The organism is Devosia marina, from assembly GCF_009758415.1.
Lineage (GTDB): Bacteria > Pseudomonadota > Alphaproteobacteria > Rhizobiales > Devosiaceae > Devosia > Devosia marina.
Window position 1 is genome coordinate 691011 of record NZ_WQRF01000001.1, and the last position, 15894, is coordinate 706904.

Consider the following 15894-nt stretch of genomic DNA (forward strand, 5'->3'; position numbering starts at 1 on the left):
AAGGAAGACAAATGCGCACGGAAATCGAAAAGACCGTCGCCGAAATCGAGCAGGTTCTGACCCTGCTGAGGAGGCATCTTTGACTGGGATACAGCTCAACTCCGTCTCGACGCGCTGACCGCGCAAACCGAATCTCCAGAATTCTGGAATGATCCTGAAAAGGCCCGCGTCACCATGCGTGAGCGCGACGAACTGGACGTTGCCGTCAGGACGGTGCGCGAGCTCGAAGCTGGTATTCGGGACAATTGCGAACTGATCGAACTGGGCGAAGCCGAGGGCGATGAGGAGATCGTGCGCGACGCCGAAAACGCTCTGCTCGAACTGATGCAGACAGCGCGGCGCACCCAGATCGAAACCCTGCTCTCCGGTGAAGTCGACAGCAATGATTGCTACGTCGAAATTCACTCCGGCGCCGGTGGCACCGAGAGCCAGGACTGGGCCAACATGCTTCTGCGCATGTACACCCGCTGGGCCGAGGCTCGGAAGATGAAGGTCGACACCATCGAAATGCACGATGGTGAAGAGGCCGGCATTAAGTCCGCCACCATCATGATCAAGGGGCATAATGCCTACGGTTGGATGAAGACCGAGAGTGGCGTGCATCGCCTCGTGCGGATCAGCCCGTACGACTCGGCCGCGCGCCGTCACACCAGCTTCTCAAGCGTCTGGGTCTACCCGGTTGTGGACGACAATATCGACATCGAAATCCGCGAAGCCGATCTAAAGGTCGATACCTACCGCGCCTCTGGTGCCGGTGGGCAGCACGTCAACACCACCGACTCGGCCATCCGCATCACCCACGTGCCCACTGGCATCATCGTGGCGTGTCAGCAGGAACGCAGCCAGCACAAGAACCGCGCCACGGCCATGAACATGCTCAAGGCCCGGCTCTACGAGATGGAACTGCAGAAGCGCGAAGAAGCGGCCAACGCGCAGGCCGCCAGCAAGACGGATATCGGCTGGGGCCACCAGATCCGCTCCTACGTCCTGCAGCCCTACCAGATGGTCAAGGACCTGCGCACTGGCGTCGAAAGCGGCCAGCCCTCGGTCGTGCTCGACGGTGGGCTGGACGAATTCATGGAAGCCGCACTCGCCCAGCGCGTCGGCGTGGCGACAGACGTGTCAGCCGAAGACTAGCCCTGGCAGCAAATGAAGAACCCGGACACCGTCCGAGGTCTTCATTTGCTAGTTCAGCATCGCCAGAATGCGCTTGCCGGTATCAAGAAAGGGCTTTGGGTCGACGCTCTTGTCGGCACGGTGCACCTCAAAATGCAGATGCGGTCCGGTCGAGCGACCAGTCGAGCCCACTTTGGCGATTGGCGTGCCCGTTTGCACCCTTTGACCCTTTTGCGAGAGAAATGCGCTCAGATGGGCATAGCGCGTCACCAGCCCGTTTCCATGTGCTACTTCCACCACCTTGCCATAGCCTGACCGTAGCCCGGCAAAGATGACCACGCCTTTGCCCGCACTCAATACGGTCGTTCCTGTCGGCGCGGCAAAATCGAGCCCGGAGTGAAAAGCGCGGCCCCCTGTAAAGGGGTCTTTCCGATTGCCATAGCCCGAACTCTGGCGGAAGTTCCCCACGATGGGCATATGCACGGGCGCCAGTTCCAGACTGTCCCGCGCCGCCTTGTATTGCAGCAGGGCCTCCATTACCGCGTTGGCGTCATCGAGCGACGGAGAAGCCACGTCCGCACCGCCCTCGGCCGCCAACAGGGGCCCACCGACGCCACTCAGCGCGGTCTGGGGAAGGTCCACTTCGATACCGATCTTGGACAACTCGCCGATTATGCTTGCCGTACGCTCAGTCGCGGCGCTGGCAATGCCATTCATCGCCTGTTGTGTTTCGTCCATCATCTGGACCACAGCCGCCGAGGTGGCCGCAACATCCGGATTGCCATTGGCTGTCGTCGGCGTGTGGGGAATCTGTTCATCAACACCCCCCAGGGCCGCCAGGCCGAGCTCGTCGGCTTTGGTCACCAGTGCCCGGACAAGCTGGTGTTGTTCCAGCAAAGCCTCCTGCTGCACCGATAGTTCCTGGAGCTGCAGATTGATATCGCCCGCCTGGGCATAATTGCGCGATTGCAGGCGATCAATTTCGACCCGCATCTGCGCCAGCCTGTCTTCATAGGCCGTGACGACCATCTCGTTTTGTCCGCTGAGCAGCCGGGCAATGTCTGGCGCCATCAGCAGAGCGGTGCCCTGCAGCGCATTGCCGCCGAGCAGCAGTACAAACATACTGTAGAACAGCGCGGGGTGGACGCCACGCCGCACTGGCCGGCTGTTCCCGCCTTCAGAACTGGCAGAGTGACCCAACGCTACAACCCCCAAACGCGCCAAACATGGTTAGTAAACTATGCTGGCGTTTGGTTAAGAAAGGCGAAAGCGCTGCTAGTTGCGGTCCGAAGCAAGGACCTCATCTAGCGCTGCCAGCACCTTGGCAGCATGCCCCTTGATGCGGGTCGCACGGATGATGCGGGCGATCTTCCCCTCTGCATCAATGATGAAGCTGGTCCGCACCAGCCCCATGAACTCACGGCCATAGAGCTTTTTGAGCTGCCACAGGCCGAAAGACTCAATCATCAACAGGTCGGGATCGAACGCAAGCGGAACCTTGAGATCGTACTTGGCACGGAATTTCAGGTGGCTTTCCTGCGTGTTGGGCGACACCCCAACCAGAAATGTGTTGCGAACGCTGAACGCATCTGAGAGCGCTGAGAATTGCTGGTTTTCGTCGGTGCATCCGCCCGAGTCGTCCTCGGGGTAGAAGAACATAACCACAGGATTTCCAATCAGCTCTGCCTTCGCGATGATTGAGCCGTCATCACGGTGCAGGACAAAGTCGGGTGCTGGGTCGCCGGCTTTAAGATGTGTCATGGCCTATCCTGTGCTGCTGCTTGAATAGAGGGTGTCAGCGCCACATTCCAGCCGGTATCATCAATCAATGCACCGCTTGAGGTGGATGATTCTGTTTCCGGTGGGAGGGGTTGACCCAGCCGATCTTTGACGTGGTGGCAGTGAACCAACTAGCAGAACCAGATCCGTCTCAGGCGCCGCCATCAGACAGGCAGGCTCGCTCGGCCGGATTTCGCCGCGCGCGTCGAATTGCGGTCTGGGTTCTGGGTGTGCCCAGCCTGATCCTGCTCATCCTCTACGCGATTATGCTGATTACGCCGATCCGCGTTCCCTTTACCGGCCAGGCTATCCGCAGTTTCGTGCAGAATTTCGTGGCCGAGTCGGCCGATTTGCAGATGGGTGACATGGCGCTCGCGCTCGAAGGCGGTGTCTGGCCAGTCATCCAGTTCGCGCCCGTCTCCTATACCGACAGCAAGTCCGGCGCCCGCGTACAGATGGAGGCCCTGGAAGTGGGCTTTTCTCCGGCCCGCGCCCTGTTCGGTCAGCCGGGTACCACCATCACCATTGTCGGTCCGCATGTGCAGATCGTCCAGGACCTCTATGGCCCGCGCCCAGGAACGCTTGAGGTTGAGGAGAATCCCGAGGGTGGGCCGCCAATTGTACGGGTTCTCGAAGGCGACGATAGCTTTCCGGCCGTTGCGATCTCGTCGGAAGGCATTTCTTTCGATAAGGGCGTTGCACCGCCCATGCGTTCGGACAATGACTGGCTGATCTACAATCTGGAGGCCAGTGAACTGGCCATCGCTGACCTCGTCGAGCAGACCACACAGGGGCGTTTCTCCCGGCTCGTCGTCCGCGACGGGCTGATCGATATGGCAGACCCCATTTACGGCCTGTTCCGGCAGTTCGAGGCGGTATCGCTCGAAATTGGACCCGTGCCTGGTGAAGAGCGGGTGACCGGCGAGTTCAGCGCGCGTATCGGCGGCCAGACTGTTGTGGGCACAATTGATCGTTCGGTCGACCCGGATGGTGTCAGGCGTCTCCAGGCCGATCTGACCAATCTCGATTTTTCCGCCTTTGTGCCCTTCATCGACGATCGCGACAGCGTGGCCGCAATGCGCGGCGCGGGCTCGATCTCGATCGACGTGACCTTCACCGCCGACGAGGGGAAGCTCGTGGGGGGGGGCTTCAAGCTTGATTTGACCGGCCTCGATCTGCGTCTTGCTGATGACTATTTCCCCGTGGCGAGCTCGATACTTGATGTCACCTGGAATCCGGAGCTCGGCCAATTCCGTCTCGCCGAGGGAGCATTGCGGATAGGGCGTTCGTCTGCGCGTGTTTCCGGCGTATTCGCCCTGGGCCTCGATCGGGCCTATGGGCCGACCATCGGTATGTCGCTGACCGCGCGCGATGTCATGATTCACCCCGATGATATGGATGCGCCCGAAACCCCCTTCGACCTTGTCGAGTTCTCCGGCTGGTCCGCCCCCCTTTATGGCGCGCTCGGTATCGACCGCCTGACTGCGACCAAACCCGGCGCCACCGTCGAAACGGCGGGGCGGATCGACATGGTGCAGGCCGGCATGGGTCTCGACATGACGATAGCCGGGCAGGGGGTGACAGCGGACGATTTCAAGCGCCTCTGGCCTTATGTCATGTCGGGCGAGAGCCGGGACTGGTTCGTTGCCAATGTCACCGAGGGCCGGGTCAAGGACGCCCGCTTGCGATTCAATTTTCCCGTCGGAACCTTGGCAATAGGCGACGAAGACGTGCCAATTCCGCCTGACAGCATGCAGATCGATATTGTTGGCGAAGGCGTTGCCATCAAGCCGACACCGGAAATGCCGCCGATCCTGATCTCCGGCGAAACGCGCCTGCGCCTGGACGACGCCAATATGTCGATCGCGGGTGGCGGCGGTACCCTGGAAACCGAGGCGGGCACGATTGACGTCTCCAATCCGGCCCTGGTCATGGATAATTCCGTGCCCGGTGAAAGCATTGTTGAAATTTCCGGCGACCTCATGGCGCCTATTCCTGCCCTGCTGGCCCTGATCGAGCAACAGCAGCCAGATGCCCTCAGCGGGGCGGCGCTGCCGGTTGATCTGGCCAGCATAAATGGCGCCGTCGATCTCGGGCTGGTGGCCACCATTGCCCTGGGTGACGAACGGACCGGCCGCGAAATGGATATCGACTATGTGGTCAACGGGACCGTGGCTGATTTTGCCAGTACGCAGCCCATCGAGGGGCGGCTGATCGGAGATGGCCAACTGTCCTTTTCCGCTTCACAGGACAGTTATCAGCTCGGCGGCACTGCCGAGATCGACGGCATGGCCGCTGAAATCTCGATTGAAGGAACCCCGGAAACCGATCCTGTGGTCCGGTTGGGATCGACCATCGACGTGGCCGACCTGGCCGATTTCGGGTTCGACGCGTCCGAATTTCTAGGCGGGCGGGTCCGTTTCGTGGCGCAGCAGCTGGAGGGAGGTGCGCTGCATATGTCAGTGGATCTGGCCGAGGCCAGTCTCACCATACGCGATCTTGGGATCTCCAAGGCGGTTGGGACGCCGGGCCTGCTCACGGCGATCATCCGTCCCGATGGCGAAGTGACCCATCTCGAAGATATCGCACTCACCTTCGGCAGCGTCCGCCTCACCGGCTTGCTCGACTACCACGCCACAGAAGGTCTCGTGGCCGCCAACTTCACCAATTTCGCGCTGAGCGAAGGTGATAGCGCCACCGTGGACCTGACGCCGGTGGACGGTGGGTTCGTCGTCCGCATTCGAGGGAGCCAGCTCGACCTCAAGCCTGTGTTGAGCCGCTTCTTCAGCCTGGGGCAGGGCAGCGGCGGCGTGCAGTCCACACAATTTGACCAGTCCATAGTCCTTGATGTCCAACTTGATCGCGCCATTGGCTACTATGCGACCACCGCCTTTAACCTGGACCTCGATCTGTCGCTGCGCGGCGAAAACCTTTCACGGGTCAATCTCACGGCCCAGTTCGACGAGGGCAACGCAGTCTCGATCACCACCAATCCGGCCCCCAATGGGCGCACGCTCTCAATGGCTTTCAACGATGCGGGTACCGTGCTGCGCCTGCTCGGCATCTACTCCCAACTTGCCGGCGGATCAGGCAGCCTGGTAATGACCACCAACCGCCGGCTCGACCAGGAGGTCGGGCGATTGGTCATGCGCAATTTCGCCATCGTCGACGAGAACAACGTCGTCCAGATCCTCGGTAATCACTCCGACTCCCGGGCAGCTATTGCGGCCAGAAACCGGCTGGATTTCCGGGCCGGGGAAGTGGACTTCATCCGCAAGAGTGATCGGGTCGAGGTGACCGATGCGGTACTGGCTGGCGATACCGTTGGCGGCACCATGCGCGGCTTCATCTATACCGATCAGCGCCAATACGATCTCAGTGGCACCTATGTGCCGCTCTTTGGACTCAACAATATCTTCCAGCAATTGCCCATCCTGGGGCCACTTCTTGGCGGCCGCGATGGCGAGGGGCTTGTTGGCGTCACCTTCGCGGTGCGCGGGCCGCTTGAGGATCCGCAATTCCTCGTCAATCCGCTCTCGATCCTGGCCCCCGGGATCTTCCGCGAAATGTTCGAATTCCGCGCCCGCGAGCTGCCCCCCGAGGGCGCTCAATAAGAAAGGCACCCGCCAGGGTGCCTTTCGAACAGATATCGCAGTTTTGGGACGCGTTGGTAACGCTCTAGACCGGCTTGAGCAGCGCATGCCGCTTCTTGCCGATGGAAAGCTTGATAACCCCCTCGGCCAGCAAGGCATTGTCCGCCAGAACGAGCTTGTCATCGTCTATGACGGCATCATTGACCCTTACGGCGCCCGAAGAGATATGCCGCCGCGCCTCGCCATTCGAGGTGGCCAGGCCCACTTTGACCAGCGCATTGAGCACGCCGATGCCGGCATTGAGCTCGGCATGATTGACTTCGGCAGTCGGCAGGGACAGATCAAGCTTGCCAGTTTCGAACGTCGCGCGCGCCGTTTCCGCAGCGCCCTCAGCAGCCTCTCGACCCCGCAGCATCGCGGTCACCTCAGTGGCCAGCCGCTTTTTGGCCTCGTTGATGTCGCCGGCCACGACCCGGGCGATCTCATCGAGTGGCAGCGTTGTATAGAGCTTCAGGAACCGCTCCACATCCGCGTCCTCGGTATTGCGCCAGTATTGCCAGAAATCATAGGCCGAGAGCATGTCTTCGTTGAGCCAGATGGCGCCATTGAGCGACTTGCCCATCTTGGCGCCCGAAGCCGTGGTCAGCAGCGGCGAGGTCAGCGCATAAAGCTGCGGCGTCCCTAGGCGATGCCCGAGATCGATGCCATTGACAATATTGCCCCATTGGTCCGAACCGCCCATTTGCAGCTTGACGTCATAGCGCTTGTTAAGCTCCACAAAGTCATAGGCCTGCAGGATCATGTAGTTGAACTCAAGAAAGCTCAGCGACTGTTCGCGATCCAGCCGCTGCTTGACCGAGTCAAAGCTGAGCATGCGGTTGACCGAGAAATGCTGCCCAACATCGCGGAGGAATTCGAGGTAGTTGAGCGGCATCAGCCATTCGGCATTGTTCAGCATCACGCTGTCCTTTGGTCCATCGCCAAAGGTCAGGTAGTTGGAGAACACCCGCTTGATGCTGTCGATATTGGCCTGGATCATCTCAGGCGTCATCAGCTTGCGCGCTTCGTCCTTGAAAGACGGGTCACCGACCATGCCGGTGCCGCCACCCATCAGGGCAACGGCACGGTGGCCGGTCTTTTCCAGCCAGTGCAACATCATGATCTGGATCAGGCTCCCCACATGCAGCGATGCGGCTGTGGGATCGAAACCAATATAGGCGGTGACGGTTTCGGTGGCGAACAGATTGTCCAGACCCTGATCGTCGGATGTCTGGTGAATAAAGCCGCGCTCGGAGAGGGTGCGCAGGAAGTCTGATTTAAACTGGGTCATTTGATTCACTGAAGCCTTGTGAGACCTCATGGTGAGCTGTCGAACCACGAGGTCGGTACATCCGGAACCTCATCCTTCGACCTGCTCAGGATGAGGTTCCTCCGAATGACCGTCTCAATTGCGCTCTCGTTAGCGCCCGCCACCGTCCGCGATCTCCTGACGGCGACGGTCGAGATATTCGGCGCAACGCGTGGTCAGCTCGTCGACCTTGCCTTCGTAGAAATGGTTCGCCCCTTCCACGATCTGCTGCTCAATGGTGATACCCTTCTGCGTCTTGAGCTTGTCCACCAGCTTCTGCACCGAAGTGGGCGGGGCTACGCGGTCCTTGTCGCCATGGATGATCAGGCCCGAGGACGGGCAGGGGGCGAGAAATGAGAAGTCGTAGAGATTCTCCGGCGGCGATACGGAGATAAAGCCTTCCACCTCCGGACGGCGCATCAAGAGCTGCATGCCGATCCAGGCACCGAAGGAGAATCCGGCGATCCAGCAGCCGCGCGATTCCCGATTGATGATCTGCAGCCAGTCCAGCGCCGCAGCCGCATCCGAGAGCTCGCCGATGCCATGATCGAACACGCCCTGCGATCGGCCGACGCCGCGTGAATTGAAGCGCAGAACCGAAAAGCCACGCTCGGCAAACATATAGAAGAGATTGTAGACGATCTGGTTGTTCATCGTCCCGCCGAATTGCGGGTGAGGATGCAACACGATCGCCACGGGCGCGTTCGGTTCCTTACCCGGCTGGTACCGGCCTTCCAGGCGCCCTTCCGGGCCGTTGAAGATCACTTCTGGCATAAGTTTGTTCCGGCCTTTTCTGGCTCTGTCCGTTTGGCCCTCCGGACCCTCTGGCGGAAAGCGGTTCGCGGCTTGACTAAGCGCGGACTGCTCCCTAAAACATGGGTCCGAAACACCAGTTTAGAATTATTCGAAACTTGGTTTTGAGCCGCGAAACGGCCCAATGGAGCGCCCCTTGTAATGAAGTTGGGCGTAAAATTTCAAGAAGTGTTTGATTGCGTGGACGCAAGAAGCGTCCCGCTGCAGGCATGGAAGCTATATGGGACGCACATGCGTCCGGAAAGCGCAATGACGAGAGCGGCCATTTATCTCGATCACAATGCATCATCTCCGCTTCGCCCCGAAGCGCGGGAAGCCATGCTTGCTGCGCTCGACCTGGTGGGCAATCCCTCGTCCGTTCACGCCCATGGCCGCGCGCTGCGCAATCTGGTTGAAACAGGGCGGCGCCAAGTGGCCGAACTGGCGGGCGCCGAACCCAAGCAGGTCGTATTCACCGGTTCCGCTACCGAAGCTATCACCCAGGCCATCCTGGGCGGTGCCAGGGCATTCTCGGCAGGCGCCGTAGCTCTGAGTGCGGGGGAGCACGCAGCTGTTGGCAGGGCAGCAGAAGCCACGGGCCTGCCTGTCTGGACCGTTCCACTGGATAGCGAAGGCCGCATTGATCTCGATCAACTGGCGACCACTTTGCAAAAGGCAGACGAACAGAGTGAAACCCTTCTGGTCGCCCTGCACTGGGTCAACAACGAAACCGGCGTCATCCAGCCCATTGAGCGGATCAACGCGCTTGTCGGCCCGACGCGTCACACGCTTTTCATCGATGCGGTGCAGGCCTTTGGTAAACGCCCACTGGAATTTGCCACCTCGGCTCCCGACATGGTGGCGGTGAGTGGCCACAAGATCGGCGCGCCCGCCGGCATTGGCGCGCTGCTGGTAAAATCACATGCCGATACGGTGCGGCTCATTCCCGGCGGTGGCCAGGAACAGGGGCGCCGGGGGGGCACCGAATCGGCGGCACTGATCGCAGCCTTTGGTGCGGCGGCAGCGGCGAACGATTATGATGACGAAACACTGTCGGGCCTTGTGCAGCATGTCGAGGCCGATCTGAGGAAATTGGCGCCGGATCTGGTCATTTTCGGCCAAGGTGTGAACCGTATCGGCAATGTTACCAATTTCGCCGTGCCGGGTGTGGGCAATGCGACCGCGATGATGGCACTGGACCTGATGGGACTATCTGTATCGTCCGGCTCCGCCTGCTCATCGGGCAAGGTCGGCGCCAGCCATGTGCTTGCTGCCATGGGCGTGCCCAGGGATATCGCCAATTGCGCCTTGCGCGTCAGCTTCGGCTGGAACTCGACCAAGGCGGACGCAGAGGCGTTCCTTGCCGGATTTGAAACGCTCCTTTCCCGCCAGAAGCGGGCAGGGAAAGCGGCCTAGCCGCCACATCAGACTATTCGTTCGCGGCGGCCTTGAACCGCCGAGGGACATAAAGGAGAAGCCGCATGGCGGACTACAACATTCCGACCCTCAAGGAAGAAATCGACCGGGAGACGGTCGAGCAGGTGCTGGCGCTCGACGTCGACAAATACAAGTACGGCTTCGAAACAGAGATCGAGTCCGACGTCGCCCCCCCTGGCCTGACGGAAGACACCATCCGCTTCATCTCGGCCAAGAAGGACGAGCCCGAATGGATGCTGGAATGGCGTCTAGAAGCGTTCCGCCGCTGGCAGACGATGGAAGAGCCCAACTGGGCCAAGGTTCATTATCCCAAGATCGATTTCCAGGCGATCAGCTATTATTCGGCGCCGAAGTCCTTCAGTGGCCCCAAGAGCCTGGACGAAGTCGATCCCGAACTGCTGCGCACTTACGAGAAGCTCGGCATTCCACTGAAGGAACAGGCCATTCTGGCGGGCGTCGAAGGCGCGGGCGAACCGACCGGTACGCCGTTCTCCGGTAATGTCGCGGTTGATGCGGTCTTTGACTCGGTTTCCGTGGTCACTACCTTCCGCGAGGAACTGGCCAAGCAGGGCATCATCTTCTGCTCGATCTCCGACGCCATTCGTGAGTATCCCGATCTGGTCAAGCAGTATCTGGGCTCGGTGGTGCCGGTCTCGGACAATTACTACGCCACGCTCAACTGCGCCGTCTTCACCGATGGGTCCTTCGTCTACATCCCGAAGGGCGTCCGTTGCCCGATGGAGTTGTCGACCTATTTCCGCATCAACGAAAAGAAAACCGGCCAGTTCGAGCGCACGCTGATCATCGCTGATGACGACAGCTACGTGTCCTATCTTGAGGGCTGCACCGCCCCGATGCGCGACGAGCACCAGTTGCATGCCGCGGTGGTGGAACTGGTTGCCCTGGACAATGCCGAGATCAAGTACTCGACGGTCCAGAACTGGTATCCGGGCGACAAGAACGGCAAGGGCGGTATCTACAACTTCGTCACCAAGCGTGGCGACTGCCGTGGCAAGAACTCGCATATTTCCTGGACCCAGGTGGAAACCGGCTCGGCCATCACCTGGAAGTACCCGAGCTGTATCCTGCGCGGTGACGGTTCACGCGGCGAGTTCTATTCCATCGCCATTTCCAACGGCTATCAGCAGGTCGATAGCGGCACCAAGATGATCCACCTGGGCAAGAACACGTCCAGCCGCATCATCTCCAAGGGCATTGCCGCCGGCTTCTCGGACAACACCTATCGCGGTCAGGTCTCGGCCCATGCCAAGGCCAAGAATGCCCGCAACTTCACCCAGTGCGACTCACTGCTGATCGGTGACAAGTGCGGGGCGCACACCGTGCCCTATATCGAGAGCCGCAATGGCACGGCCGTCTTCGAGCACGAAGCGACCACGTCCAAGATTTCTGACGACCAGATGTTCTACTGCATGCAGCGCGGCCTCTCCGAAGAGGATGCCGTGGCCCTGATCGTCAATGGCTTCGTGCGCGATGTGCTGCAGCACCTGCCCATGGAATTCATGGTCGAAACCCAGAAGCTGATCGCGATCAGCCTTGAAGGCAGCGTGGGCTGATGGAAAAGAGTATCGAACCTGTCGTCGCCCTGTCCGGCCTGGCACTCAAGCGACACGATCGGGGTCCTGGTATTGGTGCACACGGAGCCAATTTCACTCGGGCTATGGGACTGACCATGCTTGGCGCCAGCTATTTCGAGGTACAGCCGGGCGAATCCGCCTTCCCGTTCCATGTCCACTACCTGGAGGACGAGATCATCGTCATTCTGGAAGGTGAGGGGACCTATCGTTTCGGCGAAACGTCCCACAAGGTGACCGTGGGTGACGTGCTCGGCGCGCCTGCCGGCCGGGCCGAACTGGCGCACCAGCTCACCAATACCGGAACGGGCATGCTGAAATATATCTGCGTCGCCAATCAGACAGAGACCAATGTGGTCGAACTGCCTGAGCATGGTGTTCTGCGCGTCCATCACCGGAAACCGGGCGGCTACGAGAGTGTCGAATTGCCCACGCCCGCCAAGGCCTGAACGAAATTGATGACCAGTCCTGAGAGCCGGCAGCGACGCCGCCCAGACTGAAGAAGGTAGAAGAAATGACCACTCCCGTTCTTGAAATCCGCAACCTGCATGCCCGCATCGACGAGCGTGAAATCCTCAAGGGTGTGAACCTCATCATCCCGCCTGGCGAAGTCCATGCCATCATGGGCCGCAATGGTTCGGGCAAGTCGACCCTGAGCTATGTGCTCGCTGGTAAGGAAGACTATGAGGTCACCGAGGGCGAAATCCTGCTCAATGGCGCGAACATCCTGGAGATGGAGCCCGATGAGCGCGCCGTTGCCGGCCTGTTCCTGGCCTTCCAGTATCCGATTGAAATCCCCGGCGTTGCGACCATGACCTTCCTCAAGGCCGCGCTCAACGCTCAGCGCAAGGCGCGCGGCGAGGAGGAGCTCAAGACGCCCGACTTCATGCGTCTGGTCAAGGAGGCTGGCAGCCAGCTCAACATTGACAACGACATGCTCAAGCGCCCGCTCAACGTCGGCTTCTCCGGCGGCGAAAAGAAGCGCGCCGAGATCATGCAGATGGCACTGCTGAAGCCCTCGCTGGCCGTACTCGACGAGACCGATTCCGGCCTCGACATCGACGCGCTGCAGGTTGTCTCCAAGGGTGTGAACGCCCTGCGCGACGGTCAGCGCTCCATGCTGGTCATCACTCACTATCAGCGCCTTCTCAACCACATCGTGCCCGACGTCGTGCACGTCTTCTCGGACGGCAAGATCGTGGAAAGCGGCGACAAGGAACTGGCCCTCAAGCTCGAGGCCAAGGGCTATGCCAGCTATGGCGGAGAGGCAGCCTAAATCATGCGCGCAAACTTTCCAGTCCGCCTCGGGCCCGCCGAGGACGCTCTTATCGCCCAGCTCAAAGCTGCCGGCGCTGATGCTGCCGCCGAGCGCATCACTGTGGCGGGCCTGCCGACCCGTCGCGTCGAGAGCTACCACTACACCGATCTGAAAACCCTGCTGCGGGCGATCCCGCCGCTGGCAACCGCGGCCAATGAAGCCAGCGCTCCGGCGCTGCGCATTCCCGGCGCTTTCAATCTGATGATTGCCAATGGTGCCATCCAGAATGCCGCCACAGCCCCAGCCGGCGTTATCGTCGGCAAGGCCGAGGGCGGCGTGCTGACCACTCGTGACGACGTCTTGGTGCATATCAACGGGGCGCTGGCCAAGGAGGCACTGACCCTCACGCTGGAGAGCAGCGTCGATCCGGTCATTCAGGTGGAGCGTCGCGTTGAAGGCGAGGCGGCCCACGTCGCCGATGCGCTCAAGATCTTCGTGGCAGACGACGCCTCGGCGACCATTGTCGAAACCTTCTCGGGCTCCGATGCGGCCCATGTCGGCAATCACGCAACCTACTTGTCGGCGGGCAAGAACGCGGTGGTGACCCATATCACCATCGACCTCAGCGCCCGCGCCGTTTCGCACTTCGCCACCAATGAATATCAGCTCGCCGATGGCGCCAAGCTGCGCACCTTGGTGATCCATGCCGGCGCCGGTCTCGCACGCACCCATGTGTTCCCGCGCATGGCCGGTGCAGGGGCCCATGCCGATCTCACTGGCCTCAATCTGGTGGCCGATGGTCAGCACGCCGACATCACCATGGAAACGCTGCACGCGGTGCCGCACACCTCGTCGCAGCCGCTGTTCAAATCCATTGTGCGCGGTCGCGCCAAAGCTGTCGTACAGGGCAAGCTCGTTGTTGCCCGCGACGCACAGAAGACCGATGCCAAGTTCATGCATCAGGGCCTGATGCTCTCGGATGAAGCAGAGATCCTGTCCAAGCCCGAACTCGAAATCTATGCTGACGACGTGGTCTGCGGCCATGGTTCGACCTGCGGCATGATCGACGAGGACAGCCTGTTCTACCTGATGAGCCGCGGCGTCCCCAAGGCCGAGGCAGAGACCATGCTTGTGCGCGGCTTCATTGCGGAACTTTTTGATCCAATCGAGGATGAAGAACTCAATGAAGCTTTGCAGGGCATCGTCGATGGTTGGCTGATGAACGGCCAGTAGGCTCGTCACACGCCCAATTACACACTCCCCATATTAGGGGAGGGGCGCGTCGCCGGGCCCGCAAGGCAGCGGCAAAGCTATGGAGGGGGTGACCCCCATGACCTTCGACCTCGAAAAAGTCCGCGCAGATTTCCCGATTCTGTCCGAACAGATCCACGGGAACAAGCTTGTCTATCTCGATAGCGGCGCCTCGGCTCAGAAGCCGGTCCAGGTCCTGGACCGCATGGACCATGCATTCAGGCACGAATATGCCAATGTGCATCGAGGCCTGCACACGCTCGCCAATCGGGCCACCGAAGGCTATGAGGCGGGCCGCGAAAGCGTGCGCCGCTTCCTCAATGCCGGTCGTATCGAAGAGATTATTTTCACCCGATCTGCCACAGAAGCGATAAATCTGGTCGCATCATCCTTTGTCGGTCCGCGGACCAATGAGGGCGACGAGCTCGTCACCACGATCATGGAGCACCACTCCAACATCGTGCCCTGGCATTTTCATCGCGAACGCAAAGGCGCTGTGATCAAGTGGATCGATGTCGATGACGATGGCGTCCTCGACATGGCGGCCTTCGAGGCATCGCTGACGGACCGCACCCGTATCGTCGCCGTTACGCATATGTCCAACGTCCTGGGCACGGTCAATCCAATTAAGCAAATCGTCGAGATGGCCCATGCCCGCGGCATCCCGGTGCTTGTCGATGGGTCGCAAGGAGCTGTCCATACCAGCGTGGATGTGCAGGACCTCGGTGCCGATTTCTACGTGATGACCGGTCACAAGCTTTACGGGCCCACCGGAATCGGCGTGCTCTATGGCAAATATGAGCTGCTGGCCGAGATGCAGCCCTATCAGGGCGGCGGCGAAATGATCGAAACCGTCACACTTGACGGCGTCACCTATAACGAGCCGCCCCATCGCTTCGAAGCCGGCACGCCGCCAATCGTCCAAGCTATGGGTCTCGGCGCTGCGCTGGATTACATGCAGGACATTGGCCGCGAAGCGATTGCCGCCCATGAGCACGAAATTGCCGCCTATGCGCAGGAGCGGCTGGGACGCATCAACTCGCTGCGCCAGATCGGCACCGCGCCGGGCAAGGGCGGCATTTTCTCTTTCGAGATCGCTGGCGCCCATGCCCATGATATCGCCACCATTCTCGACCGCTATGGCATTGCTGTGCGTGCGGGCACCCATTGCGCGCAACCGCTGCTGTCCCGATTTGGCGTTACCTCTACATGTCGCGCTTCCTTCGCCCTATATAACGGCAAGGACGACGTGGATGCGCTGGTGGACGGCATTGAGCGTGCCCAGAAATTTTTCGCCTGAGGAAGGCTGATATGACCGAAGAGACCAAGATCGACCAGACCACAGCCGAAACGGACACCCGTATCGCGCCAAGCATGCCGACCAGCCTCCCCGAAGGAGAAGTCGAACGCATCACGACCGATCTCATCGGGGCCTTGAAAACGGTCTATGATCCCGAGATCCCCGTCGACATCTATGAGTTGGGCCTGATCTACCGGGTTGACCTGGATGACGAACGCAATTTGACCATCGACATGACCTTGACGGCGCCCGGTTGCCCAGTCGCCGGTGAAATGCCAGGCTGGGTTGAAAACGCCGCCCGGGGTGTTGAAGGCATTCAGGACGTCACTGTCAACATGGTGTTCGACCCGCCCTGGGATGCCTCACGAATGAGCGAGGAAGCGCAAGTTGCGTTGAACTGGTGGTAATTTTGCGCGTTTCGCTCTATA

General features: G+C 60.4%; 13 protein-coding genes. 9 read left to right on the forward strand and 4 right to left on the reverse strand.

Features of this window, described 5'->3' with window-relative positions; translation table 11 throughout:
* Positions 1-11 precede the first annotated feature (11 nt).
* Positions 12-1137 (forward strand): peptide chain release factor 2 gene (prfB, locus tag GO014_RS03210; RefSeq protein ID WP_157289094.1). Its coding sequence is split into 2 segments (ribosomal slippage): positions 12-80 and positions 82-1137, totalling 1125 coding nucleotides; the frame shifts between segments, so codons are not numbered across the junction.
* Between the two features lie 48 nt (positions 1138-1185).
* On the opposite strand, the gene GO014_RS19480 is transcribed toward prfB, so the two are convergent.
* Together GO014_RS19480 and GO014_RS03220 are read right to left on the reverse strand one after the other, a co-directional pair.
* Complete coding sequence (locus tag GO014_RS19480) at positions 1186-2274, reverse strand: M23 family metallopeptidase (RefSeq protein ID WP_210252405.1); 1089 nt, start codon at positions 2272-2274, stop codon at positions 1186-1188.
* A 117-nt stretch (positions 2275-2391) separates the two neighbouring features.
* Entirely contained in the window at positions 2392-2877 is a 486-nt protein-coding gene (locus tag GO014_RS03220; RefSeq protein ID WP_157289095.1) for a peroxiredoxin, read from the reverse strand.
* Positions 2878-2987: 110 nt separating this feature from the next.
* Here GO014_RS03220 and GO014_RS03225 point away from each other — a divergent pair, with 110 nt between their 5' ends.
* The gene (locus GO014_RS03225) at positions 2988-6509 is read left to right on the forward strand and encodes a YhdP family protein (RefSeq protein WP_157289096.1); all 3522 of its coding nucleotides are present in this window, start codon (positions 2988-2990) and stop codon (positions 6507-6509) included.
* 64 nt (positions 6510-6573) lie between these two features.
* On the opposite strand, the gene tyrS is transcribed toward GO014_RS03225, so the two are convergent.
* Together tyrS and GO014_RS03235 are read right to left on the reverse strand one after the other, a co-directional pair.
* Positions 6574-7818, reverse strand: coding sequence for a tyrosine--tRNA ligase (tyrS, locus tag GO014_RS03230; RefSeq protein WP_157289097.1), 1245 nt, complete (start codon positions 7816-7818; stop codon positions 6574-6576).
* Between the two features lie 129 nt (positions 7819-7947).
* Positions 7948-8610: an alpha/beta hydrolase gene (locus tag GO014_RS03235; protein WP_104894457.1), complete on the reverse strand. Its 663-nt coding sequence runs from the start codon at positions 8608-8610 to the stop codon at positions 7948-7950.
* A 288-nt stretch (positions 8611-8898) separates the two neighbouring features.
* On the opposite strand from GO014_RS03235, the gene GO014_RS03240 reads away from it, so the two are divergent.
* The 7 genes from GO014_RS03240 to GO014_RS03270 all read left to right on the forward strand — a co-directional run bounded on the left by GO014_RS03240 (position 8899) and on the right by GO014_RS03270 (position 15873).
* Positions 8899-10044 (forward strand): cysteine desulfurase family protein, encoded by a 1146-nt coding sequence (locus tag GO014_RS03240; protein ID WP_157289098.1) that lies wholly within the window; start codon positions 8899-8901, stop codon positions 10042-10044.
* 65 nt (positions 10045-10109) lie between these two features.
* Positions 10110-11639, forward strand: coding sequence for a Fe-S cluster assembly protein SufB (gene sufB, locus GO014_RS03245; protein WP_157289099.1), 1530 nt, complete (start codon positions 10110-10112; stop codon positions 11637-11639).
* Complete coding sequence (locus tag GO014_RS03250) at positions 11639-12106, forward strand: cupin domain-containing protein (protein ID WP_157289100.1); 468 nt, start codon at positions 11639-11641, stop codon at positions 12104-12106. Before sufB ends, GO014_RS03250 begins: the two co-directional genes overlap by 1 nt.
* A gap of 65 nt (positions 12107-12171) precedes the next feature.
* Positions 12172-12933, forward strand: a complete 762-nt coding sequence (gene sufC / locus GO014_RS03255) for a Fe-S cluster assembly ATPase SufC (RefSeq protein ID WP_157289101.1) — start codon at positions 12172-12174, stop codon at positions 12931-12933.
* A gap of 3 nt (positions 12934-12936) precedes the next feature.
* Complete coding sequence (sufD, locus tag GO014_RS03260) at positions 12937-14148, forward strand: Fe-S cluster assembly protein SufD (protein WP_116590484.1); 1212 nt, start codon at positions 12937-12939, stop codon at positions 14146-14148.
* Between the two features lie 97 nt (positions 14149-14245).
* Positions 14246-15466 carry a cysteine desulfurase gene (locus GO014_RS03265; protein ID WP_246204363.1) on the forward strand — a complete coding sequence of 407 codons (1221 nt, stop codon included), beginning with the start codon at positions 14246-14248 and terminating at the stop codon, positions 15464-15466.
* Positions 15467-15477: 11 nt separating this feature from the next.
* Positions 15478-15873 carry an SUF system Fe-S cluster assembly protein gene (locus GO014_RS03270; RefSeq protein WP_157289103.1) on the forward strand — a complete coding sequence of 132 codons (396 nt, stop codon included), beginning with the start codon at positions 15478-15480 and terminating at the stop codon, positions 15871-15873.
* Positions 15874-15894 lie beyond the last annotated feature (21 nt).